The 24,171-nt window shown below is 62.5% G+C and carries 24 protein-coding genes; 23 read left to right on the top strand and 1 reads right to left on the bottom strand.

From position 1 onward, the window contains the following. The first annotated feature begins 7 nt into the window (after window positions 1-7). The 23 genes from H4I99_RS21980 (at window position 8) to H4I99_RS21870 (ending at window position 22,860) form a co-directional block, all read left to right on the top strand. Window positions 8-1,003, top strand: coding sequence for an MDR family oxidoreductase (locus H4I99_RS21980; RefSeq protein ID WP_163901509.1), 996 nt, complete (start codon window positions 8-10; stop codon window positions 1,001-1,003). 158 nt (window positions 1,004-1,161) lie between these two features. Continuing rightward, the gene (locus H4I99_RS21975) at window positions 1,162-2,175 is read left to right on the top strand and encodes an NADH-quinone oxidoreductase subunit B family protein (protein WP_186663393.1); all 1,014 of its coding nucleotides are present in this window, start codon (window positions 1,162-1,164) and stop codon (window positions 2,173-2,175) included. Further along, complete coding sequence (locus H4I99_RS21970) at window positions 2,172-3,614, top strand: nickel-dependent hydrogenase large subunit (RefSeq protein ID WP_163901507.1); 1,443 nt, start codon at window positions 2,172-2,174, stop codon at window positions 3,612-3,614. The genes H4I99_RS21975 and H4I99_RS21970 overlap by 4 nt, the downstream gene beginning before the upstream one ends. Before the next feature lie 248 nt (window positions 3,615-3,862). Then, entirely contained in the window at window positions 3,863-4,945 is a 1,083-nt protein-coding gene (locus H4I99_RS21965; RefSeq protein WP_099059160.1) for a hydrogenase small subunit, read from the top strand. A 26-nt stretch (window positions 4,946-4,971) separates the two neighbouring features. Continuing rightward, window positions 4,972-6,762, top strand: coding sequence for a nickel-dependent hydrogenase large subunit (locus tag H4I99_RS21960; RefSeq protein WP_163901505.1), 1,791 nt, complete (start codon window positions 4,972-4,974; stop codon window positions 6,760-6,762). Window positions 6,763-6,774: 12 nt separating this feature from the next. Then, window positions 6,775-7,494, top strand: coding sequence for a Ni/Fe-hydrogenase, b-type cytochrome subunit (gene cybH, locus H4I99_RS21955; RefSeq protein WP_163901503.1), 720 nt, complete (start codon window positions 6,775-6,777; stop codon window positions 7,492-7,494). 1 nt (window position 7,495) lies between these two features. After that, window positions 7,496-8,095 (top strand): hydrogenase maturation protease HybD family protein, encoded by a 600-nt coding sequence (locus H4I99_RS21950; RefSeq protein WP_163901501.1) that lies wholly within the window; start codon window positions 7,496-7,498, stop codon window positions 8,093-8,095. Between the two features lie 10 nt (window positions 8,096-8,105). Continuing rightward, window positions 8,106-8,681: a nickel permease HupE gene (gene hupE, locus H4I99_RS21945; RefSeq protein ID WP_163901499.1), complete on the top strand. Its 576-nt coding sequence runs from the start codon at window positions 8,106-8,108 to the stop codon at window positions 8,679-8,681. A gap of 94 nt (window positions 8,682-8,775) precedes the next feature. Continuing rightward, window positions 8,776-9,072, top strand: a complete 297-nt coding sequence (locus H4I99_RS21940) for a HypC/HybG/HupF family hydrogenase formation chaperone (protein ID WP_163901497.1) — start codon at window positions 8,776-8,778, stop codon at window positions 9,070-9,072. A gap of 170 nt (window positions 9,073-9,242) precedes the next feature. After that, a complete protein-coding gene (locus H4I99_RS21935) occupies window positions 9,243-9,692 on the top strand; it encodes a thioredoxin domain-containing protein (protein WP_163901495.1) in 450 nt (149 codons plus the stop codon). Continuing rightward, complete coding sequence (locus H4I99_RS21930) at window positions 9,689-10,537, top strand: hydrogenase expression/formation protein (RefSeq protein WP_163901493.1); 849 nt, start codon at window positions 9,689-9,691, stop codon at window positions 10,535-10,537. Before H4I99_RS21935 ends, H4I99_RS21930 begins: the two co-directional genes overlap by 4 nt. Beyond that, the gene (locus tag H4I99_RS21925) at window positions 10,534-10,749 is read left to right on the top strand and encodes a rubredoxin (RefSeq protein ID WP_163901491.1); all 216 of its coding nucleotides are present in this window, start codon (window positions 10,534-10,536) and stop codon (window positions 10,747-10,749) included. The genes H4I99_RS21930 and H4I99_RS21925 overlap by 4 nt, the downstream gene beginning before the upstream one ends. After that, the gene (hybE, locus tag H4I99_RS21920; RefSeq protein ID WP_163901489.1) at window positions 10,739-11,269 is read left to right on the top strand and encodes a [NiFe]-hydrogenase assembly chaperone HybE; all 531 of its coding nucleotides are present in this window, start codon (window positions 10,739-10,741) and stop codon (window positions 11,267-11,269) included. The genes H4I99_RS21925 and hybE overlap by 11 nt, the downstream gene beginning before the upstream one ends. Next, window positions 11,266-12,378 (top strand): nickel-dependent hydrogenase large subunit, encoded by a 1,113-nt coding sequence (locus tag H4I99_RS21915; RefSeq protein WP_163901487.1) that lies wholly within the window; start codon window positions 11,266-11,268, stop codon window positions 12,376-12,378. The genes hybE and H4I99_RS21915 overlap by 4 nt, the downstream gene beginning before the upstream one ends. Further along, a complete protein-coding gene (gene hypA / locus H4I99_RS21910) occupies window positions 12,371-12,712 on the top strand; it encodes a hydrogenase maturation nickel metallochaperone HypA (protein ID WP_099059149.1) in 342 nt (113 codons plus the stop codon). Before H4I99_RS21915 ends, hypA begins: the two co-directional genes overlap by 8 nt. Beyond that, window positions 12,712-13,647 carry a hydrogenase nickel incorporation protein HypB gene (gene hypB, locus H4I99_RS21905; protein ID WP_163901485.1) on the top strand — a complete coding sequence of 312 codons (936 nt, stop codon included), beginning with the start codon at window positions 12,712-12,714 and terminating at the stop codon, window positions 13,645-13,647. The genes hypA and hypB overlap by 1 nt, the downstream gene beginning before the upstream one ends. Window positions 13,648-13,650: 3 nt before the next feature. Then, the gene (gene hypF / locus H4I99_RS21900) at window positions 13,651-15,927 is read left to right on the top strand and encodes a carbamoyltransferase HypF (RefSeq protein WP_163901483.1); all 2,277 of its coding nucleotides are present in this window, start codon (window positions 13,651-13,653) and stop codon (window positions 15,925-15,927) included. After that, window positions 15,918-16,160, top strand: a complete 243-nt coding sequence (locus H4I99_RS21895) for a HypC/HybG/HupF family hydrogenase formation chaperone (protein ID WP_163901481.1) — start codon at window positions 15,918-15,920, stop codon at window positions 16,158-16,160. The genes hypF and H4I99_RS21895 overlap by 10 nt, the downstream gene beginning before the upstream one ends. Continuing rightward, window positions 16,157-17,314 carry a hydrogenase formation protein HypD gene (hypD, locus tag H4I99_RS21890; protein WP_163901479.1) on the top strand — a complete coding sequence of 386 codons (1,158 nt, stop codon included), beginning with the start codon at window positions 16,157-16,159 and terminating at the stop codon, window positions 17,312-17,314. The genes H4I99_RS21895 and hypD overlap by 4 nt, the downstream gene beginning before the upstream one ends. After that, entirely contained in the window at window positions 17,311-18,363 is a 1,053-nt protein-coding gene (gene hypE, locus H4I99_RS21885) for a hydrogenase expression/formation protein HypE (protein WP_163901477.1), read from the top strand. The genes hypD and hypE overlap by 4 nt, the downstream gene beginning before the upstream one ends. A gap of 3 nt (window positions 18,364-18,366) precedes the next feature. Next, window positions 18,367-20,052 carry an enoyl-CoA hydratase-related protein gene (locus H4I99_RS21880; RefSeq protein ID WP_163901475.1) on the top strand — a complete coding sequence of 562 codons (1,686 nt, stop codon included), beginning with the start codon at window positions 18,367-18,369 and terminating at the stop codon, window positions 20,050-20,052. Continuing rightward, entirely contained in the window at window positions 20,049-21,506 is a 1,458-nt protein-coding gene (locus tag H4I99_RS21875) for a sigma-54-dependent transcriptional regulator (RefSeq protein WP_163901473.1), read from the top strand. The genes H4I99_RS21880 and H4I99_RS21875 overlap by 4 nt, the downstream gene beginning before the upstream one ends. Then, the gene (locus H4I99_RS21870; RefSeq protein ID WP_163901471.1) at window positions 21,490-22,860 is read left to right on the top strand and encodes a sensor histidine kinase; all 1,371 of its coding nucleotides are present in this window, start codon (window positions 21,490-21,492) and stop codon (window positions 22,858-22,860) included. The genes H4I99_RS21875 and H4I99_RS21870 overlap by 17 nt, the downstream gene beginning before the upstream one ends. 50 nt (window positions 22,861-22,910) lie before the next feature. Here H4I99_RS21870 and H4I99_RS21865 read toward each other — a convergent pair whose 3' ends face one another. Continuing rightward, a complete protein-coding gene (locus H4I99_RS21865; RefSeq protein ID WP_163901469.1) occupies window positions 22,911-23,990 on the bottom strand; it encodes a LacI family DNA-binding transcriptional regulator in 1,080 nt (359 codons plus the stop codon). Window positions 23,991-24,171 lie beyond the last annotated feature (181 nt).

The raw sequence follows: 24,171 nt of genomic DNA, 5'->3' as shown, positions 1-24,171 counted from the left end.
CCCTATCATGACCGAAACCTTTACCGCGATCGTCATCGATGCCGTGGATGGAAAGCCAAAGCCGGAATTCCGTCAACTTTCCCTGTCCGACCTGCCTGACAATGATGTGCTGGTCGAGATCGCGTTTTCGACGCTCAACTACAAGGACGGCCTTGCTGTCTCCGGCAAGGGGCGCATTGCGCGTCGCATGCCGCTGGTGGCTGGCATCGATCTCGCGGGTACGGTCGTCGAATCCCGTTCGCCGCTGTGGAAGGCCGGTGACAAGGTCGTCGTCAACGGCTTCGGTCTTTCCGAAACGGAGTGGGGCGGCTATTCGCGCTTCCAGCGGCTGAAGCCGGAATGGTTGATCCCTCTGCCGGAGACGTTTTCGTTCGAACAGGCGATGGCTATCGGAACCGCCGGTTATACGGCGGCGCTCTGTGTCAACGCGCTCGAGGACTGGGGCAGCATCAAGCCGGGTGAGGGCGAAGTGCTGGTGACCGGTGCTGCCGGTGGCGTCGGTTCGGTCGCGATCAGTCTTCTGGCGGCGCGGGGCTACAAGGTGACCGCGTCCACCGGACGTCCCGAGACCCATGACTATCTCGCCTCGCTCGGCGCTTCCGCTTTCATCGATCGCGCGAGCCTTTCCGAGAAGGGCGGGCCGTTGCAGAAGGAGCGCTGGAGCGGTGCGGTGGACAGCGTCGGTTCGACCACGCTTGCCAATGTTCTGGCACAGACGGTCTATGGAGGCGGTGTCGCGGCTTGCGGTCTTGCCGGCGGTGCGGATCTGCCGGCGACGGTTTTGCCGCATATCCTGCGCGGTGTTGCCCTGCTTGGCGTCGATTCCGTCATGGCTCCGATGGCGAAGCGCGTGCGGGCCTGGCAGACCCTTTCGGAATCGCTCGACATCAATCATCTCTCGGCTCTTACCACGGTCGAGCCGATGTCGAAGCTTCCTGAACTCGCCGACGCCATCATCGCCGGGCAGATTCGCGGCCGCGTCGTCATCGACGTCACTCGCTAAGCAAGGCGTCTGCTTTCCGGTCGAGCTTGGTTTTCGTGGGAGAGCTAATGGATTGCCGGATCGAAATCCGGCAGCCCCGGAATGCGCGAGCCGGCGTCTCGAACGCCGGTTGACCGCTTCGTGCCGGGATGCGACATTCCGCCATCATGTTTGCCGGAATGACAAAAGACAAGCGACCGATGACGCTTCTGTGGCTGCAAGCGGGCAGTTGCGGCGGATGCACCATGTCGGTATTGGACAATGGCGCGCAGGGCTGGGCTCGCGAGCTCAAGTCGTTCGGCATCGAGCTGCTGTGGCATCCTTCCTTGAGCGAAGAGAGCGGTGTCGAGGCCATCGAGATCCTCGAGGGCGTGGCTGAGGGCCGGACACCGCTCGATTTCCTGTGCATCGAAGGATCGATCCTGCGTGGACCCAATGGCAGCGGGTTGTTTAACCGTCTGGCGGGAACGGGACGCACCATGCTGGAATGGGTGACCCGGCTTGCGCCGCACGCGCAGTACTGTCTGGCGGTCGGCACGTGTGCGTCCTATGGCGGCATTCATGCTTCGGCGCCCGACCCGACGGAGGCCTGCGGGCTGCAATATGAGGGCTCTCTTTCCGGGGGCGCGCTCGGTGGCGACTATCGTTCGCTTGCCGGCCTGCCGGTGATCAATGTCGCCGGCTGCGCGCCGCATCCGGGCTGGATCATGGAAACCATCGTCGGCCTGCAGATGGGCGACTTCGACGAACGCGACCTCGACAGTCTGGGCCGGCCGAAGTTCTATGCCAAGACGCTGGCCCATCACGGTTGCGAGCGCAACGAATATTACGAGTTCAAGGCGAGCGCCGAGAAGCTGTCCGACCTCGGTTGTCTGATGGAGCATCTCGGCTGCAAGGCGACGCAGGCGGTCGGCGACTGCAACCAGCGCGGATGGAATGGCGGCGGTTCCTGCACCCATGGCGGCTTTTCCTGCATCGCCTGCACCTCGCCCGGTTTCGAGGGTACCACAGGCTTTCTCGAAACGCCGAAGGTGGGCGGTATTCCGGTCGGCCTGCCGCTCGACATGCCGAAGGCATGGTTCGTGGCGCTGGCTGCGCTGTCGAAGTCGGCAACGCCGGATCGCGTGCGTGAAAACGCCACCTCCGACCGCGTCATCCTCGACCCCAAGCGCAACGGGAAATCAGGCGAATGAGCCGCGTCGTTGCCGGTCCCTTCAATCGTATCGAGGGCGATCTCGAGGTTGCGCTAGACATCAAGGACGGCGTGATCGAGAAGGCCGAGGTCACTACGACGCTTTATCGTGGCTTCGAGCAGATGCTAAGCGGGCGTCCGGGGCTGGACGCGCTGGTGATCGCACCGCGTATCTGCGGCATCTGTTCGGTATCGCAATCGGTTGCTGCGGCCACGGCGCTGCGTAATCTCGCTGGCGGGCGGGCAGCTGCCAATGGTTATCTGGCAACCAATCTCGCGCATGCGGCGGAAAACATCGCCGACCATCTCACCCATTTCTACCTGTTCTTCATGCCCGATTTCGCCCGCGACGAATATGCCGCCAGAGGCTGGTTCGGCCATGCCGTGGAGCGCTTCAAGGCGGTGAGCGGCGGCGGTTCGGCGCAGTTTCTGCCGATGCGCAAGCGGCTGTTGGAGGTCATGGGCGTGATCGCCGGCAAGTGGCCGCATTCGCTCGCCATCCAGCCCGGCGGCACGACGCGTGCGATCGACGTCGGGGAGCGGGTGCAACTGGCGACCCTTCTGGGAGAGTTCGAGGTCTTCCTTGCGCAGACGCTCTATGGCGCGCCGCTGGAGCAGATGCTTGCCATGGAGACGTCGGAAGAACTGGACGCCTATGCGCAGGAACCCGGCGGAGACTTCCGCTTCTTCCTGAGGCTGGCCGACGATCTGACGCTTTCGCGGCTTGGCAAGGGGCCGGGCAAGCTCCTGTCCTACGGCGCCTATCACACGGCGGAAAGCTCGTTGCTTCCGCCGGGCGTCATGCAGGCGGACGGTACGGTCTTGCCGCTCGATATCGACGGCATTTCCGAGGATGTCGCCCACTCCTGGTTCGTGCGAACCGGTGACCGGCCATGGGACGCCGAAACCATTCCCGTTGCAGAAAAGGACGGGGCCTATTCCTGGGCCAAGGCTCCGAGACTGGACGGCTTTCCGGTGGAGACCGGCGCTGCCGCGCGGCTTGCTGTGGCAGGGCATCCGCTGGTTCAGGCGCTGATCGCCCGTGATGGAGGCACTTCCGTTCGAACGCGCGTCGTTGCCCGATTGATCGAAACGGCGCTCCTCGTCTACAGTATGCAGGGATGGCTTCGTCAGCTTCGGCTGAAGGACGAGTTTTGCAGCCATTTCGCCCTGCCGGAAGAGGCAATCGGCGTCGGTCTGGTGGAGGCTGCCCGTGGTGCGCTCGGCCACTGGATGAGCGTGCGCTCAGACCGGATCGAGCGCTACCAGATCATCGCTCCCACCACCTGGAACTTCTCGCCGCGCGATGCCGCGGGTGTTCCCGGGCCGCTCGAAGGTGCGCTTGCCGGTCTCGATACCGGCGGTCTCGGCGCGAAGTCGGCCGCATTGCAGCATGTTATCCGTTCGTTCGATCCCTGCATGGTCTGCACCGCCCACTGATGATGGCCCGACAGTCATGAAGCCGACAACACGGCTTGCAGCGGTGTAATGCTGCTTTTCATGTCGTCTGCGGCACCGCATATTTCCTGCGACTCTTTGTCGTTAAATAACGCAATTATATCAGATCCATAGCCGGAAAAATCTCGAACGCGTCCAAAGTGGTCCGCTTCTTGCTGTGCGTTGCTTTGACGCAGCCGCGATGAGTTCGAACGGCGCGGCCACGGAATGGAACTGCCGGAGGGATACTTATGGCAACTGCTGAAACTTTCTATGACGTCATTCGCCGCCAGGGGATCACCCGGCGCAGCTTCACCAAATTCTGCAGCCTGACGGCCGCGAGCCTCGGCTTCGGTCCGGGAGCTGCGACCGCCATGGCCGAGGCGCTGGAAACCAAGGAACGCGTTCCGGTCATCTGGATGCACGGGCTTGAATGCACCTGCTGTTCGGAGAGCTTCATCCGCTCGGCCCATCCGCTGGTCAAGGACGTCATCCTGTCGATGATTTCGCTCGACTACGACGACACGATCATGGCTGCCGCCGGTCATCAGGCCGAGGCGATCCTCGAAGAGACCAAGGAAAAGTACAAGGGCAAGTACATCCTCGCCGTTGAAGGCAATCCGCCGCTCAACGAGGACGGCATGTTCTGCATCGACGGCGGCCGGCCCTTCGTCGAAAAGCTGAAGTGGATGGCAGAAGACGCCTTCGCAGTCATCGCCTGGGGTGCCTGCGCCTCGTGGGGCTGTGTGCAGGCCGCGAAGCCGAACCCGACCCAGGCTACCCCGATCGATAAGGTCATTCGCGACAAGCCGATCATCAAGGTCCCCGGCTGTCCCCCCATTGCCGAGGTCATGACCGGCGTCGTCACCTACATCACCACCTTCGGCAAGCTGCCGGAACTCGACCGTCAGGGGCGTCCGAAGATGTTCTATTCGCAGCGCATTCACGACAAGTGCTACCGCCGTCCGCATTTCGATGCCGGCCAGTTCGTCGAGGAATGGGACGACGAGGGCGCGCGTAAGGGCTACTGCCTCTACAAGATGGGCTGCAAGGGTCCGACGACCTACAACGCCTGCTCTACCGTTCGCTGGAACGGCGGCGTCTCGTTCCCGATCCAGTCGGGCCATGGCTGCATCGGCTGCTCGGAAGACAATTTCTGGGATCAGGGCAGCTTCTATGACCGCCTGACCAACATCCAGCAGTTCGGCATCGAATCGAACGCCGACAAGATCGGCATGACCGCGGCCGGCGTCGTAGGTGGGGCGATTGCCGCGCATGCGGCGCTGACCGCCGTCAAGCGCGTCACCGCGAAGCGCGAAAAAGCCGACGCATAAGAACAATCCGGGCAGGAAACAGCATCATGACATTCCAGACACCCAACGGTTTCTCGCTGGACAATTCCGGCAAGCGCATCGTCGTCGACCCCGTCACCCGTATCGAGGGTCACATGCGCGTCGAGGTCAATGTCGACCAGGATAACATCATCCGCAACGCGGTCTCGACCGGCACTATGTGGCGCGGCATCGAGGTGATCCTGCGCAATCGCGACCCGCGCGACGCATGGGCCTTCACCGAACGGATCTGCGGCGTTTGCACCGGCACGCATGCGCTGACCTCGGTGCGTTCCGTCGAGAACGCGCTCGGCATCACCATTCCGGAAAATGCCAACTCGATCCGCAACCTGATGCAGCTTGCGCTGCAGGTGCATGACCACGTGGTGCATTTCTACCACCTGCACGCGCTTGACTGGGTCGATGTCGTTTCCGCGATTTCCGCCGATCCGAAGGCGACTTCGGCGCTGGCGCAATCGGTATCCGACTGGCCGCTTTCGTCGCCGGGTTATTTCAAGGACATTCAGACGCGCCTGAAGAAGTTCGTCGAATCCGGCCAGCTCGGCCCGTTCAAGAACGGCTACTGGGGCAACGCCTCCTACAAGTTGCCGCCCGAAGCCAATCTGATGGCCGTGGCGCACTATCTGGAAGCACTCGATTTCCAGAAGGAAATCGTCAAGATCCACACCATCTTCGGCGGCAAGAACCCGCATCCGAACTGGCTGGTCGGCGGCGTCCCGTGCCCGATCAACATCGACGGCACCGGTGCCGTCGGCGCGATCAATATCGAGCGGCTCAACATGGTCACCTCGATCATCGACCAGATCATCGAGTTCAACGACAAGGTTTATGTGCCCGACGTCATCGCCATCGGCTCGTTTTACAAGGACTGGCTTTATGGCGGCGGTCTCTCCAGCAAGAACGTGATGTCGTACGGCGACGTGCCGGAGCATGCCAACGACTATTCCGAGGCGAGCCTGAAGCTGCCGCGCGGCGCGATCATCAACGGCAATCTCGCCGAGGTCCTGCCGATCGACCACGCCGATCCCGAGCAGATCCAGGAATTCGTCGCGCACTCCTGGTACAAGTATCCGGACGAGACCAAGGGTCTGCATCCGTGGGACGGTGTCACCGAGCCGCATTACGAACTCGGCCCCAACGCCAAGGGCACCAAGACCAACATTCAGGAACTCGACGAGAGCGGCAAATATTCCTGGATCAAGGCTCCGCGCTGGCGCGGCCATGCCATGGAAGTCGGTCCGCTGGCCCGCTGGATCATTGGCTATGCCCAGAACAAGGCCGAGTTCAAGGACCCTGTCGAAAAGCTCCTCAAGGATCTCGACCTGCCGGTCTCGGCATTGTTCTCGACACTTGGTCGCACCGCCGCGCGCGCGCTGGAATCCCAGTGGGCCGGCTACCAGATGCGCCACTTCCAGAACAAGCTGATCGCCAATATCAAGGCCGGCGACAGCAATACGGCCTTCGTAGACAAGTGGAAGCCGGAGACATGGCCGAAGGAGGTCAAGGGCGTCGGTTTCACCGAGGCTCCGCGCGGCGCGCTTGCTCACTGGATCAAGATCAAGGACGGCAAGATCGAGAACTACCAGTGCGTGGTCCCGACCACCTGGAACGGCAGCCCACGCGATCCGGACGGCAATATCGGCGCCTTCGAGGCATCGCTGCTCGATACGCCGATGGCCAATCCCGAGCAGCCGCTCGAGATCCTGCGTACGCTGCATTCCTTCGATCCGTGCCTCGCCTGCTCGACGCATGTGATGAGCCCGGACGGTCAGGAAATGTCCAAGGTTCAGGTCCGGTGAGGAGGGGGTGTCATGAACACGAACAAGTCACTGGCGGCTGATTCCCATGGGGAAGCCACCGCACAGGTCGAGACGGTCTACGTCTACGAAGCGCCGGTCCGCATCTGGCACTGGGTGAACGCCTTCGCGATCTTCACGCTGGCGCTTACCGGATATTTCATCGGAACGCCTCTCCCGAGCATGCCGGGGGAGGCCAGCGCCAACTATCTGATGGGTTATATCCGGTTCACGCATTTCGCCGCCGGCCAGATCCTGACGGTCTTCCTGCTGCTGCGCGTCTACTGGGCCTTTGTCGGCAATCCGCATGCCCGGCAGATCTTCTTCGTGCCGTTCTGGAGCGCGCAGTACTGGAGGGAGTGGCTGCACGAAGTGAAGTGGTACTCTTTCCTCGCGTCGGAGCCGAAGAAATACATCGGCCACAATCCGCTGGCGCAGTTCTCGATGTTCCTCGCCTTCATGCTGCCGCTCATCTTCATGGTCGTCACGGGGTTCGCCCTCTACAGCGAGGGCACCGGACGAGACAGCTGGCAGTATGCGCTGTTCGGCTGGGTCTTCTCGATCTGGCCCAACAGCCAGGACGTCCACACCTATCATCACTTCGGCATGTGGGTGATCTTGCTGTTCGTCATGGTACACATCTACGTGGCCGTTCGCGAGGACATCATGAGCCGTCAGAGCATCATCTCCTCGATGATATCGGGCGAGCGCCTGTTCAAGGATCGGGAGGACTGAGATGACTGCGCAAGCAAACATCAGCCCTCCGCGCATTCTCGTGCTCGGCATCGGCAACATACTCTGGGCCGACGAAGGCTTCGGGGTGCGGGCGGTGGAGGCCTTTCACAAGGCCTACGAAGTACCTGACAACGTCACCATCCTCGATGGCGGTACGCAGGGGCTTTACCTCGTGCAGTTCGTCAACGAACACGATCGCCTGATCGTTTTCGACGCCATCGATTACGGCCTTGAGCCGGGCACGATGAAGGTGGTGGAAGACGACGAGGTGCCGAAATTCACCGGCGCCAAGAAGATGAGCCTTCACCAGACGGGCTTTCAGGAGGTGCTGAGCGCTGCCGACCTCATGGGCCATTACCCGGAACGTCTGACCCTGATCGGTTGCCAGCCGCTGGATCTTGAAGACTGGGGCGGTCCGCTGACCCCGCCGGTCAAGGCCGTCATTCCGGCGGCTGTCGAGACGGCGGTGGGTATCCTGCGCAGTTGGGGCGTCGCGGTCACACGGCGACCACAGGGCGCGGCGGTTCCGCCGCTTCTGGAAAACGACATCGATTTTGAAAGCTATGAGCGGCGCACGGAAGCGGCTGCCCTCAACCCTTGAGGAGACTATCATGAACTATCGCAAACTGGCGCTGACGCTTGCAGTCCTCGCGCTGCCGGGCGTCGCCAATGCGCATGTCGGGCTTCATACGGACGGAGCCATGGCTGGTGTCAGTCACCCGTTCAGCGGCCTTGACCATATCCTGGCCATGGTTGCCGTCGGCTTCTGGGCCTCGACACTCGGCGGGCGCGCCCGCTGGATCGTGCCGGCGGCTTTCGTTTCCGTCATGGCTCTTGGCGGGCTCATGGGCATATACGGCGTTCCGCTGCCGATGGTGGAAACCGGCATTGCGCTGACGGTTGCCGTGCTCGGTCTGCTGGTTGCCTTTGAAGTGAAGGTCCCGACCGCCGCTGCCGCCGTTATCGTTGGTATCTGCGCGCTGTTCCATGGCCATGCCCATGGTTCCGAGCTGCCTGAAATGGCGCATGCCGGCGGCTATGTCGCTGGCTTCATGGCGGCGACCATCGTCCTGCACCTGATCGGCATCGGTCTGGCATCGTTGCGCTTCGGCAAGGCGGGCCTGATCGTCGGTCGTCTCGCCGGGGCGGCGGTCGCCCTTGCCGGTGCGGTGCTGATCGCCGGCTGAACCGGCTGGTCCCGATCGAAATCTTCCGGGGGCCGAGAGGCGAAGGTCGCCTCGGCCCCCGTTCCTGCAATACGGATGATGGAGAACGGATGCCATGTGCATAGGCATTCCCATGCGAGTGGTCACGGGCGGCGAATTCGTCGCGCAATGCGAGCGCCACGGAACGATATCCCCGATCTCGCTGATGCTGGTCGGCCCCCAGGACCCCGGAACCTACCTGCTCACCCATCTCGGCACCGCGATGCGCGTTCTCGATCCTGAGGAAGCGCAGGCCATCGACAATGCGCTCACCGGTCTTGCCGAAGCGGTCGAAGGCCGTGACTTCGAAATGCTGTTTGCCGATCTCGTGTCCCGCGAGCCGGAACTCCCGGCGCATCTGCGCACAGAGTGAAAAGATAATTCTCACTATGGAAATTGACTTTCCATCCGGCCGCCGAAAATAATCGGTCGGCCTGAAAATTTCCCTTCCAGAACAATGGAATCCATCTTCGCCCAGTCTGGCACGCCGCTTGCTGATCAGTTCTTGAAAATGTTCTGCACGGCAATCTTGTGGAGGAAATAATGCCATCCCATCTGGTTCGCGCTCTCAGTGAAAGAGCGCAACTGCCCGTCGTCGACGAAACGAATATCGATGCCTTCCTTGCCCCGACCGAAGGTGAGGCGGAAAACACGGTGCTGTTCTTCACCGGCGATCCCGCGCAGCGGCCCGAGGCCGATGACGTGGCCGTCGTCCTTCCGGAAATCCTGCAGGCCTTTCGCGGTCGCCTTCGCGGCGCGGTGGTGAAGCGCGGATCGGAAGACAAGCTCAAGGCCCGCTTCAGCGTCATGGTCATGCCAAGCCTTGTCGTGACCCGTCGCGACCAGCCTGTCGGCGTGCTCGGCAAGATTCGCGACTGGTCCGAATACGTCGAAATGATCAGCGCATGGCTGTCGCCCGATGCGCCCGTCATTGTGCCCTCTGGCGGGCCTAAGGTCGAAATCACGCATGCCGGCAAGGAGATCGTACGATGAAGGCAGGTTTCTGGGTCGCGCCCGAGGGCGGGGATACTCCCATGACGGTGATGGAGATCGGCGCCGAGCCACCGCTTCGCGCAAGAAAGCTGAACTTCCTGGCGACGAGCACTGCAGAGGAAATGATCCGTCGATGTCGGCGGACGGCGGAGCTCCTTCCGGAACTCGCCGACGCGCTTGCCGTACAGAAGGCTGACCGTCCGGGCAGGCTGTTCGACATCACCGATTATCCGGAGGATGACAAGGAACTGATCACCCAGACGCTCGGCGAAGGCGAGGTGGCGGGCGTTGCCGTGCTGCCGTCGGGTATCACTGCGCAGATGCAGGAAGCGGTGATGGCCGGTGTCTGGCGCATCCGTTTCACCGATGCCGAGGGGCGGCTGGTTGCCGACTATGTCGAGGTCGCAAGCATTCCGGCTGCCGTCAGGCAAGCCTGTTCGGCGCTACCGGCATCGATCGACCATGGTGCGGCTCCTGACGGCGCGATGAATGTCATGCCTGTCCTGACCGAGATCGGCGACCGGACCGGTCGTTATCGGGATGGCGATCCTGCCCATATCATCACCTTCTCGCTGTTCCCCATGAGCCCGGAGGACATGAACTTTCTGCAGGAGACGCTGGGTGCCGGGCCAGTGCAGCTCACCTCGCGTGGTTATGGTTCGTGCCGCATCGTCGCCACCGGCATCCGCAATGTCTGGTCGGTGCAGTTCTACAACGCCATGGATACGATTATCCTCGATACGCTGGAGATCTGTGACATCCCCGCCGTCGCGATTGCGGCGGAAGAGGATTTCCTCGATTCCGAGGCTCGCCTGCGCGATATCGAGGAGGCCTATTTCAAATGAGCGCGTTCGAGAATTTCGACAGGCGGGAGATCATCTCCGACGGAGATCGCATGGAATGCGGCATCTGCTGGCATGTCTACGATCCCGCGGAGGGTGATCCCGTGTGGCAGATCCCGCCGGGTACGTCGTTCTCGGCGCTTCCCGAGGACTGGCGCTGTCCGAACTGCGATGCGCTGCAGCTGAAGTTCATGAGGCTCGGCGATGCAGGCTGAAGCGGCTGCGGACGGGCTTGCCGGTGGCGATCCGGCACAGGAGCTGGGCCAGAGGCTGGAGACGTGCTACCGGCACATCCACGCCACGGCCATGGCCGATGTGCCGATCTGCAATCCGGCGCTCGGCGTGGCGGCGACCGGTTTCAGGATCTATGGCGGCCGAGCCTTCGGCATCGTCACGACGCCCTGGTTCATGAACCTTGTCGCCAGCGACCTGCCGGGCGGCACGCCGTCCGCACCCGCAGGCATGGGTATGACCGTGCGGATCGGCCTTCCCGCGGGAGAGGTCGATTTCATCGCCGGCGAACTCGCGGGGATCGGCAGGGTCGATTCCTGTTCGCTGTTTTCGCCGGTTTTCGAATTCGCCTCGATGGAGGCGGCGGTGGAAACGGCGGAAGAAGCCGTTCGCGCCTTCTTCGATCCTGCAACGCTCGAACCGCCGCCGGCGCCACCTGCGCCGGTCAACCGGCGAGACCTGTTGCGGGGAAATTTCGGCAAGCGTGAGGAGCCGGCGGAATGACGTTCCTTCTCGGAGCAGGTGGCATTACGATCGACGTGACGGTGTCCCGCGCTCTCGCCTGCTCCGTGGCGGTCAAGGCGAAGCGCCCTCAGGGGATCACGCGCATGTTCGTCGGCCGCCGGCCGGACGAGGCGCCGATGCTGGCCGGACAGGTCTTTTCTCTCTGCGGCTTCTCGCAATCGGTCGCCGCAAGGCTCGCCGTGCTCAATGCAGCTGACCTGCCGATGGGTCCCGAGGCACGGCTTCGCGCCGGAGCGGGATTGCTGGCCGAGCGCGTCTTCGAATCCGTCCGGGCGTTGATCCTGCATTGGCCCGATCCGTTGTCGGAGCAGGTTTCCGCTGCGGCTGGCAGACATCTGCGCGATGCGCTCGCCGCCTCGCAGGCAATCATTTCCGAGGTCAAGGGACCGAGGTTCGACCGGGAAAACCTGGCGGCAGCCGTTGCCCGGCTGACATCTGCCGCTGGCGCTCTCGGCATTCCCGAGACCGGATCGAATCCGCAGCCGGAAACGGCCTGCGCGGCGATCTTTGCGAAGATCGCCGATGACAGCACTTTTGCGGGCCGGCGTCCCGATCCGTTGGATTCCACGGATGATATCGAGGTCATCGCCCGGCTGTGCGAAGAGCCTCAATATGCCGGATTGCCCTATCTTTACGACCGCGTCGCGGAAACCGGAGCCTATGCTCGCCCCCGAGCCACGGCAAAATCCAGCGGCTCTCACCTTGCAGACCGTTTTCTGGCCCGCATCGGCGACGTCCGCCTCTGTCTCGAGGAACTCGAACGGCTGGTGAGAACAGGCAGCCATGACTGGGCCTCGCTTGCCTGCGGCGGTCCGACGCCCGGTTCGGGAGGCTATGGTGCGGTGGAATGCGCTCGCGGGCGGCTCTATCATCAGGCGGAAATCGGCAGCGACGGGCGTCTCTCGGCCTACCGTATTCTTGCTCCGACCGAATGGAATTTTCACCCGGCTGGCCCCTTTGTCGATACGGTGCTTTCATCGCGCATCGGCAAGGGCGAAGAGGCGATAAGGCTTGTCTCGCGGCTCGCCGTCCTGTTCGATCCTTGCGTGGCCTTCGAGGTCGGCGTTCGGGAGGTCAGCCATGCATGAGATGTCATTGATGGAAAGCGTGATCGATATTGCCTGCGAGACCGCTCGCGAGCATGGCGCGGCGCGGGTGAAGTCCATCCGCCTCGATGTCGGCGTGCTCAGCCATGTCGATCCGAGCGCCCTGCTGTTCTGTCATGAGGCCGTGCGCCACGGCACGATTGCCGGAGAGGCGACGCTGGAGATCAACCGTATTCCCGGTGAGGGCTGGTGCCTCGACTGCGGTAAGACGGTCGCTTTACAGGAGCGGTTCGGGGCATGCCCGGACTGCGGCAGACACCGCGTCCAGATGACGTCGGGCGATGAATTGAAGATAAGGGATCTGGAGGTTATCTGATGTGTACGGTTTGCGGCTGCGGAACTTCGACCATCGAGGGACACAAGCACGGTTCGGATGCTCAAGGGCATGAGCACCACCATGCCCACGACCATGACCATGGGCACCATCACCACGGTCATCACGATCACGCCCATAACCGCGGCCACGATGAGCACCATCATCACGATGGGGGCGAGCATGATCATCATCACGCCGAGGATGGCAGCGTTCATTACGGGCAAGGCATTGCCGGAGTGCATGTTCCGGGCATGAGCCAGGAACGGATTATCCAGGTGGAGCGGGATATCCTGTCCAAGAACGATGGCTATGCCGCCGAAAACCGTCGCCATTTCGAGCGACAGGGGATTTTCGCGCTGAACTTCGTCTCCAGCCCCGGCTCGGGCAAGACCAGCCTTCTGGTGCGCACCATCAGCGACCTCAAGGGGCGCTTGGTCATCAACGTGATCGAGGGCGATCAGCAGACCTCGAACGATGCGGCGCGCATCCGCGAGACGGGCGCCCGCGCTATCCAGATCAACACCGGCAAGGGCTGTCATCTCGATGCGCACATGGTTGGTCATGCGACCGAGGATCTTGCGCCGGAACCCGGTTCAGCGCTGTTCATCGAGAATGTCGGCAATCTGGTCTGTCCCTCGGCCTTCGATCTCGGTGAGGCGCACAAGGTTGTAGTTCTCTCGGTGACCGAGGGCGAGGACAAGCCGCTCAAATATCCTGACATGTTTGCTGCCGCCGACCTGATGATCCTCAACAAGTCCGATCTGCTGCCGCATCTCGATTTCAATGTCGGGCTCTGCATCGCCAATGCGTTGCGCGTCAATCCGCGTCTGCAGACGCTGACCGTTTCGGCTCGCACCGGCGAGGGCATGGAAGCCTTCTACGCCTGGCTCGAAACCTCGGCCGCTCGCGGCTCCACCCGGGCGAAGGTGGCCTGAGTCATGACGACGGCGCTCGCACGATCTCTGGAAAGCCCGGTTCGCCGGCTGCGGCTCAGGGTGCGCGGCGTGGTTCAGGGCGTGGGCTTCCGACCTTTCGCCTACAGGCTTGCGCGCAGCATGGGGCTCACCGGTTTCGTGCTGAATGACAGCGCTGGCGTACTGATAGAGATCGAAGGCGTGGAGGCTGCGGGTTTTGCCGAAGCGATGCGGCGCGGCCCACCGCCGCTTGCCCGGATCGACGCCGTCGAGGTGATGGAGTTGGTGCCCGCCGGTGGCGAGAGCTTCGAGATACTGGAAAGCCTTGCTGGCCGTACGGTCACTCGCATCGGCGCGGATGCCGCCACATGCACAGAATGCCTCGATGAACTGAGGGACCCCGCAAGCCGCTTCTTTGGTTATGTCTTCGTCAACTGCACCCATTGCGGGCCGCGGTTCACCATCACGCGGGCGCTTCCCTATGACCGGGCCCAGACGTCGATGGCGTCCTTTGTCATGTGTCCTGCCTGTGCTGCGGATTACGCCGACCCGGAAAACCGGCGGTTTCATGCCGAACCGGTTGCCTGTCCCGCCTGCGGTCCGCGGCTCAGCCACCTGGTTGCGGACGTGGCGGCCGCCATCGAGGCTGGCAAGATCGTTGCGCTCAAGGGGATCGGAGGATTTCATCTTGTCTGCGACGCCCGTAATAACGCGGCGGTTGCAACGCTTCGCCAGCGTAAGGCACGCGACGAGAAGCCCTTTGCGGTGATGGTTGCCGATATCGAAGCGGCACAGAAGCTTGGTGATCTGAGCGAAGCCGAGGAGGCCTTGCTGACCTCCGCCGCCCGGCCGGTGGTGCTGGTCGAGGCGTGTGCCGCAGGACTTTCGTCTCTGCTTGCGCCGGGGTTGCGACGGATTGGGATGATGCTTGCTTACGCGCCGGTTCATCATCTGCTGTTCGATGCGCTGGCTTCGATGGATACTGTTCGTCCCGCAGCGCTGGTCGCTACCAGCGCCAATCCCGGCGGCGAGCCGCTGGTTGCTGACAATGTCGATGCCGAACATCGTCTCGCCGCTATCGCCGACCTGATCGTTACGCACGACCGCGATATCGCCGTGCGCGCCGATGATTCCGTGATGCAGGTGATCGATGGTGCGCCGGCCTTTATCCGCCGTGCGCGCGGGTTCGTGCCCGAGCCGGTCTATCTCGGTGAGGACGGACCGTCGGTGATCGCCACCGGAGCGGACCTGAAGAATACCGTCTGCGTGATACGCGGGCACGAGGCGTTTCTCTCCCAACATGTCGGCGGTCTCGACAATGCCGAGGCGATCCGTTTCCAGAACGAGGCGATTGCGCATCTCTGTTCCATCCTCGACGTGAAGCCGGATTATGCGGCCTGCGACCTGCACCCGGATTTTCGCTCGGTGCGGATGGCCGAAAGCCTCGACCTGCCGGTGATCCCGGTTCAACATCATCTGGCCCATGTCGCAGCCGTTGCCGCCGAACATCGCCTTGCCGGTCCGGTTCTTGGCCTTGCGTTGGATGGCCATGGTTTCGGCACGGACGGAACGGCTTGGGGTGGAGAGATGCTGGTGGTCGATGGTGCCCTATGGGATCGTGCGGGGTCGCTTTCGCCCTTGTCTCTGCCTGGCGGAGACAAGGCGGCGCGTGAGCCATGGCGGATGGGCGTCTCTGCTCTTGTTGCAGCCGGGCGTGATGATCTGGCGAGCGAACTCTGGCCTGAACATTCCGGCGTTTCACAGCTGGTCTCGATGTTTGCTCGCGGCATGCAGCCGCCTCAGACGACGAGCCTTGGCCGTCTCTTCGACGCTGCTTCGGCACTCTCGGGTTTGCGGCTCGTCCAGAGCTATGAAGGGCAGGCGGCTATGGAGTTCGAGGCGTTGGTTCGTAAGCCTCGGCCGCTCGTGGGTGGTTATGCCATCCGCGATGGTATCCTCGATTTTCGCCCGCTCATGCTGCATCTGGCGGAGCAGCACCCCGGCCAGACCGAGGCTGCCGATCTTTTCCATGGCACGCTCATTACCGGTCTTGCGGAATGGGCCGCCATTGGCGCGAGCCGTCTGGGCATCCGGCAGGTGGCGCTTGGCGGCGGGTGCATGATGAACCGCATTCTCGCAAGCGGGCTTGCGCTTGCTCTTCGAAATCACGGCCTCGAGCCATACCTGCCACGCCTTGCGCCCGCCAATGACGGCGGCATAGCGCTCGGTCAGGCGGCTTATGCGCGACAGGTCATCATGAACGAACAGATGAAATTGGAAGGAGGCCGGACATGTGCCTAGCGATACCCGTTCAGGTCAAGGAAATCCTGCCCGATGACATGGCGAAGGTGACGCTCGACGGCGTCACGAAGATCGTGTCCATCGCGCTCGTCGACGATGTGAAGCCCGGCGACTATCTGGTGCTGCACGTCGGCTACGCGCTGGCGAAGATCGATCCCGAGGAGGCGGAGAGAACGCTGGAGCTCCTGCGCGAAGCAGCGCTGGGGGATACGGTTCTGGGAGACGCAGCATGAAATACATCGATGAATACCGCGACGGTAGGCTCGCCAAGGATATCGCCCGGCAGATCGCTGCGGCCGTGGATCCGGCGCGCTCCTACCATTTCATGGAGTTCTGCGGAGGGCATACCCATGCAATCTCCCGCTACGGTCTGGAAGACCTGCTGCCCGCCAATGTGCGGATGATCCACGGGCCGGGCTGTCCCGTCTGCGTGCTGCCGATCGGTCGCATCGATGCGGCGATCGCGCTCGCCATGCGCCCGGAAATCACGCTCTGCACCTATGGTGATCTGATGCGCGTACCGGGGTCGAACGGCTCCAGCCTGTTGAAGGCGAAGGCGGCGGGTGCGGATATCCGCATGGTCTATTCCACCCTCGATGCGCTGAAGATCGCGGAAGCCGAGCCCAACCGGGAAGTCGTGTTCTTCGCCATCGGCTTCGAGACCACGACGCCGCCGACGGCTCTCGCGCTGCGGGCCGCGATTGCCAAGCAGCTTCCCAACTTCTCGATCTTCTGCAACCACGTGCTGACGCCGGCTGCGATCCAGAACATTTTAGAAAGCCCCGATGTGCGCAAGCTCGGCACGATCAAGATCGACGGCTTCATCGGTCCCGCCCATGTGAGCACGGTGATCGGCACCGAGCCTTACGAGTTCTTCGCCGAGGAATTCCAAAAGCCGGTGGTGGTTGCGGGCTTCGAACCGCTCGACGTCATCCAGGCGATCCTGATGCTGGTGCATCAGGTCAATGACGGCCGGCACGAGGTGGAAAACCAGTATATCCGTGCCGTCACGGCGCTTGGCAACGAGAAGGCGCAGAACGAGGTGGCGAGGTTCTTCGAACTGCGCGAAAGCTTCGAATGGCGTGGCCTTGGCGAAGTGCCCTATGGCGCGTTGCGTCTCAGGCCGGAATATGCCCAATACGATGCCGAGAAGCGGTTCTCGATGGTGACGCCTGCTGCCAAGGACAATCCCGCCTGCGAGTGCGGAGCGATCCTGCGCGGGGTGAAGAAACCGGCTGATTGCAAGCTGTTCGGCACCGTCTGCACGCCGGATACGCCGATGGGGTCCTGCATGGTGTCTTCGGAGGGTGCCTGTGCCGCGCACTGGACCTATGGGCGCTTCAGGGAGAAGGCGCGCACGCAGGATGAGGGGAGGGCAGTGGCATGAATGTGGCGATCAAGGCCTACAGGCGTAAGCTCGACATTACCAATGGCCGAGTGGACCTTTCCCATGGCGCCGGCGGCCGGGCGATGGGCCAACTGATCGAGGGCATCTTTCACAAGGCTTTCGACAATGAATGGCTGCGGGCCGGAAACGACCAGTCGGCCTTCTCCGTACCCGGCGGCCGCATGGTGATGACCACCGACGGCTATGTCGTCTCGCCTCTGTTCTTTCCGGGCGGCAATATCGGCACGCTTGCCGTGCATGGCACGATCAACGACGTCGCCATGGCCGGCGCGGTGCCGCTCTATCTCTCGGCAAGCTTCATCATCGAGGAAGGCTTTCCGCTCGCCGATCTGGAGCGCATCGCCGAAAGCATGGGGGCTGCCTCGCGCGAGGCCGGCGTTCCGATCATTACCGGCGATACCAAGGTGGTGGAGCGCGGCAAGGCCGACGGTGTCTTCATCTCGACCGCCGGCGTCGGCATGGTTCCGGCCGGTCTCGACCTGCGTTCGGATGCGGCGCGGCCGGGCGATGCGGTCATCGTCTCGGGCTCGATCGGGGACCATGGCGTTGCCGTGATGTCGAAGCGTGAGAACCTGGAATTCGATACCGATATCGTATCGGACAGCGCGGCGCTGCACGGCCTCGTGGCTGCAATGGTCGAGGCGGGTGGCCAGCATATCCGCCTGATGCGCGATCCTACCCGCGGCGGCATTGCCGCGACGCTGAACGAAATTGCGCATCAGTCGAGGCTCGGTTTCCATATCGATGAGGAAGCCATTCCGCTGAAGCCGGAGGTTGCGGCGGCCTGCGAGTTTCTTGGGCTCGATCCGCTGAACGTCGCCAATGAGGGCAAGCTCGTGGTTGTCGTTGCGCCGGAGGGTGCCGAGGCGTTGCTTGCCGCCATGCGGGCGCATCCCCTGGGGGCGGAAGCAGCACTGATCGGCCATGCCGTGGCTGACGATCACTGCTTCGTGCAGATGGCGACCAGTTTCGGCGGCGGTCGGATCGTCGACTGGCTGTCCGGCGAGCAGCTGCCGCGGATCTGCTGAACGATGCGCATCCTGCTTCTCTGCCATAGCTTCAACTCATTGTCCCAGCGCCTGCATGTCGAGTTGCGCCGGGCGGGGCATGAGGTGTCGGTGGAGCTGGATGTACATGACGACCTCACCCGTGAAGCTGTCTCGCTGTTTTCGCCTGATGTCATAGTCGCGCCTTTCCTGAAGCGGGCGATCCCGGCTGATGTCTGGCGGCGAACCCTCTGTCTCATCGTCCATCCCGGTATTCGCGGCGACAAGGGGCCGAGCGCGCTGGACTGGGCGATCCTCGATGGCGAGGAAAGCTGGGGCGTGACGCTGATCGAAGCGCGCGAGGACATGGATGCCGGCCCGGTCTGGGCGTGGCGGGAATTCCCGATGAGGCTTGCGCGCAAGTCGAGCATCTACCGGCATGAGGTGACAGAGGCTGCCGTCGCCTGCGTCTTCGAAGCCATCGGCCGGTTGGAGCGGCAGGAGGGCGCAGCGATGCCGGCGAACTGGGGCAGGGGGCACGAGCGTCCCGCATGTCGCAGGGCGGACCGGATGCTCGACCCTTCTACTCAGACGGCGGAAGAAGCGCTTCGCATCATCCATGCTTCGGATGGCGATCCCGGCGCTTCTTTGGCGATTGGCCCTGAAGCCTATCTTGCCTTCGACGCCAGTTTTGCGTCGAACCTTTCAAGCGTGCCTGGTGCGCTTGTCGGGCGCTGTGGGCAGGCCGTGGCCGTTGCGTTCCGACAGGGTGCACTCTGGATCGGCCATCTTCGCAAGTCGGAGGCGGGCAGCCTCAAACTGCCGGCGCTGGCATTGCTCGGTGAAGGCGCGCGGGACCTGCCTGTGATCGCGGGACCTGAGAACTGCCGCTATCGCGAAGAGAGTGGCGTCGGGTTTCTCGATTTCCGGTTCTACAATGGCGCGATGTCTTCGGAGGATTGCGAGCTTCTGCGTGAAGCGGTGGCGACCGCAAAGACGCGGGCCTTGCCTGTGCTCGTCCTGCAAAGCGATGCCGATTGCTGGTCGAACGGTATCCATCTCGGCCTGATCGAAAACGCGACGAGTGCTGCCGACGAATCCTGGCGCAATATCAATGCAATGAACGATCTGGTGCGGGAGATCATCGTCTCGGACGACCGGCTGGTGATCGCGGCGGTGATCGGCAACGCCGGTGCCGGCGGCGTCTTCCTGTCACTTGCCGCCGATGAAGTCTGGATGCGCGAAGGCGCAGTCCTCAATCCGCACTACAAGGATATGGGGAACCTCTACGGCTCCGAATATTGGACCTATCTGCTGCCCGCCCGTGTTGGGGAGGAGCGCGCCGGGCGGGTCACCCAGGCGCGGCTGCCGATGGGGATAGACGAAGCGCTCGAACTCGGTCTCGTGACGCGACGCCTTCCTGCGGATGTTTCATCCGCTGTTGTGGAGCTTCACCGGGCGGCAATCGAACTCGCCGCATCGCCGGATCTTGCCGACCGTATCGCCGCCAAGCGCCAACGCCGGCTTCGCGATGAGGCAGTCAAACCACTTTCCGCCTATCGCGCCGAGGAACTGCAGCGCATGCGGCGGAATTTCTATGGTTTCGATCCAAGCTATCATGTGGCGCGGCATAATTTCATCCGCAAGACGCCGAAGTCGCGCACGCCGGTGACACTCGCTATACATCGTGCCGGGAGGAATGGCGCGGATCGCAGGAGGAGCATGACATGACCAACCCGCACGCAACCGTCCTTGTCGTGGATGACGAGGTTCGCTCGATCGAGGCGATCCAGCGGGTGCTTTCCGACGAATTCGAGGTGATCGGCGCCCGCAATGCCAAGGAGGCGGAGGAGGTGCTGGAAGGCGAGATGGTGCAGGTGATCTTGTGCGACCAGCGCATGCCCGGCGAATCCGGTGTCGACTTCCTGAAGCGGGTGCGCGAGCTATGGCCGGATACGATCCGTATCATCATCTCGGGATATACCGATAGTGGCGATATCATCGAGGGCGTCAACAATGCTGGCATCTACCAATATATCACCAAGCCGTGGAGCCCCGACAAGCTGATCGCCTGCGTGCGCGAGAGCGCCAATCTCTGGCGCCTGCAGCATGAAGTCACCGACATGCGTATCGAGGTGAAGCCCGCGAGCGAGGCGTTGCAGAAGGTCATCAGCGACCGCCGCCGCAATCAGGCGCAATCCTTCAGCTTCGACCGGATCGTCCATCGCGCGGACAGCCCGTTGGTCAATTCCATCGCGCTTGCAAGACGGGCGGCACGCTATGACGTTTCGGTGCTCGTCACCGGTGCATCGGGGACTGGCAAGGAACTGCTGGCGCGCGCCATCCATCAGGAATCCGCCCGTGCTGACAAGACGTTCGTGGTGGAAAATTGCGGCGCGCTGCCGGACGAGCTTCTCGAAAGCGAACTCTTCGGCTGCAAGAAGGGGGCCTATACCGGCGCCTATCAGGATCGCATCGGGCTTTTCGAGCTGGCCGACAACGGCACGATCTTCCTCGACGAAATCGGCGAGACTTCGCCTGCCTTTCAGGTGAAGCTGCTGCGTGTGCTGCAGGAAGGCGAAATCAGGCCGCTCGGCGCGCAGCGGCCGCGCAAGGTCAATGTCCGGGTCATCTCGGCAACCAACCGCGATCTCCTGGCCGAAGTTGCAGCCGGACGTTTCCGTCGTGACCTCTACTACCGGCTGGCGGCCTTTCCGATCCACATGCCGGCGCTTCGCGACCGGATCGAGGACATTCCCGCCATCGCCGGGCGGATCCTCACTCAGATCAACCAGTCGTTCAACCGGCAGGTCGCGGGTTTCCATCCGCGTACACTCGACCTGATGACCTCCTATTCCTGGCCGGGCAATGTGCGCGAACTGCAGAACGAGATCCAGCGGATGACCGTGCTCTCCGATGGCAATGAACCGCTGACGCCGGAGCTTCTGTCGCCGGCCATCCGCAACGGTGAGGTCGCGATCGAGGCGGCCCTGGATGATGATGGTCCGAGGTTACTCAAGGATATGGTGGAGGACGTCGAAAAGGCGGCGATCGAGGCGAGCCTCGCACGTCATGACGGCAATATCAGCCGCACCGCCGAGGAACTGGGCTTGTCACGCGTCGGACTAAGAAGCAAAATCGAGCGATACGACCTCAGGCGTTATCGCGATGACGAAAGTGATTGACAAGACGGACCGTTCCGCCGGCGAAGACCTCGCCGGAAAGGTCTCGCTGCCCAGCGTCTTTGCGCTTGACGGCTCGGGCGAAGCCATGTGGGTGGACGTCATTCACCGCATGGAGGAAGTCTATTCGGAACTTCTGCGCAACGAGACGGATCTCGAGCGCAAGAATGCCGAACTCGAGGAGGCGCAGACCTTCATTTCGAGCGTCGTTGCCTCCGTTTCCGATATTCTCATTGCCTGCGGCCGCGATGGTGTGATTCACAAGGTCAATCCCGCATTTCTCACTCTGGTCGGCATGGAAGAGGCGAAGGTGATCGGCACCCGCATCTTCGATTACGTGATCGAGACAGATCGCAAGGAAGCCGAACGGTTGATGAGTGCGGGTCAGGAAGGCCGCGTGCTCGAAGGTGACCTGCATTTCAGGGCGGCTGCGGATCGTGAAGAGTGCCTTGCCATGCGTTGCGCTGCCCTTTTTGATGGCCGGCGACGGCGTCTTGGCGCGGTGCTGACGGGGCGGCCGATCAGCGAACTCAGACAGGCCTATCAGGCGCTGCATCAGGCGCATCTCGAATTGCAGACGGCGCAACGCAAGCTGATCGAGCAGGAGAAGATGGCAAGTCTCGGCCGGCTCGTCGCAGGGGTCGCTCATGAACTCAACAATCCGATCAGCTTCGTCTACGCCAACATCTATACGCTCGACCGTTATCGCAAGAACCTCGTCTCCTACCTCAATGCGGTGCATCAGGGTGCCGGAGACGATGAGATCGCGGATCTCAGGCGTGGGCTCAAGATCGACAGTATCCTCTCAGACATCGAGCCTCTTCTCGAAGGCACTCTGGAGGGCGCCGACCGGGTGAGCGAGATTGTCAAGAATCTCAGGCGTCTCTCGTTCAGCGAGACGGGCGAGCGCCATGCCGTCGATCTCGACAGGGTGCTGCGTAACTCCGCGCATCTTGCCGTGCGCGCCAAGAACGCGATGGCGGAAGTCTCCATCGACAGCGATGCCAGCCTCTTCGTCGATGCCCACGAGGGACAGATCCATCAGGTTCTGGTCAACCTGATCGCCAATGCGCTGGATGCCGTTGCCGATCGCCAGAACGGGCGGGTGGATATCTCCACAAGGCAGCGTGGGGATTCCGTCGAGATCGTGGTCAGCGACAATGGTCCGGGTATCGCGGAAACCGAGATGAACAAGGTTTTCGAACCCTTCTTCACCACCAAGGATGTCGGTGAGGGAACGGGGCTCGGGCTCTGGATCACGTTCACCATCGTGCAGGACTATAACGGCGAGATCACCGTGCGTAACAACGAGGCGGGCGGTGCCGAATTTCATGTGCTTCTACCGCTCGCGCGATAGGCGGTACGGATTGGATATGCGGTTTTCTCCCGTCGAGCGGGATTTTTCCCTTACGAACCGGATGAGGGGGCAGCGCCCACGGATGCGCGCTCGATGAGCCGTGTCTGCAGCACGATCCTGCGGCCTTCGCCAACTTCTCCGTTCAGCCGTTCCACCAGCAGCCTGGCTGCGGCTTCTCCGAGCTGGTAGACGGGCTGCTGCACCACGGTCACCGGCGGCGAAGTGACGGACGTCCAGTCGGCGTCATGGAAGGACACCAGCGAAAGGTCGTCCGGCAGGGTGAGGCCCAGTTCGCGCGCGACCTTGAATACTTCAAGGCCGATCACGCTGTCGGAGGCGATGATGGCGCTTGGCCGTTGCGCCGATTGCAGCATGTTCATCACGATCCGACGTGTTGCCTCTGGGCTGTTGGCTCCGACACGTACCCATTCCTCCATGTCGGTCAGCGACGCCTCGCGACAGGCTCCGAGATGCCCCTCGATGCGCCGCCGGACGGAATCGGTGTAAATGTCGTCCAGTGAATGAAAGACGTGGTCCGCGGTGTCGCAGGCGGTGATGTAGGCGATGCGGCGATGCCCGCGCCCGATCAGCAGTCCGGTTATGCCTTCCGCCGCCTGCATGTCGTCCGCGATAACGGTGTCGACGTTCAGCGAAGGGGCAGAGCGATCCAGCAGGGCAAGCGGGCGGCCGGAACGTTCGATATCCTTCAGATGTTCGACATCGCCTTCCTTCGCCGGAGAGACTATGATGCCATCGACGCGCTTGGCGACCAGCGTGCGGATCGCCGCTTTTTCCGCGGCGACGTCCTCTCCTGAATTGGACAGGATGACGTTGAAGCCGGCGAGACGGGCGACATCGGTGATGCCGCGCACGGCAAGGCTGAAGAACGGGTTTTCGATATCGCCGACAACGACGCCGATGGTTCCCGAGCGCCCGGTGGTCATGCTGCGGGCGAGTTCGTTCGGGCGATAGTCGAGTGCGGCGGCGGCGGCCTTCACCGCCTCGCGGACCTTGGCACTGACGGTGCCGTAACCTCCCAGAACACGCGCCGCGGTTGCCTTCGAAACGCCCGCCTCGCGAGCGACATCGGCGACCGTAACGGCGGAAGATCTGGCCGGACTCTGTTCCATGGCATTAGCCTTACAAGAGATATTGACGACTGGCAAATGCGAATATAACAATTGTCAAAACTGAATGAGACCGGTCTCAAATTAAAAAGAGACCGGTCTCATAATCAAAACAGAATCCCCGGCATATGCGACGAGCATGGGCTGGACGGTTGACCTCGGTCGCCGTCTGGATGGGACCCTT

The organism is Paenirhizobium daejeonense (genome assembly GCF_014280875.1).
Classification (GTDB): Bacteria; Pseudomonadota; Alphaproteobacteria; order Rhizobiales; family Rhizobiaceae; genus Allorhizobium; species Allorhizobium daejeonense.
This window is presented reverse-complemented; position numbering and strand designations above follow the sequence as displayed.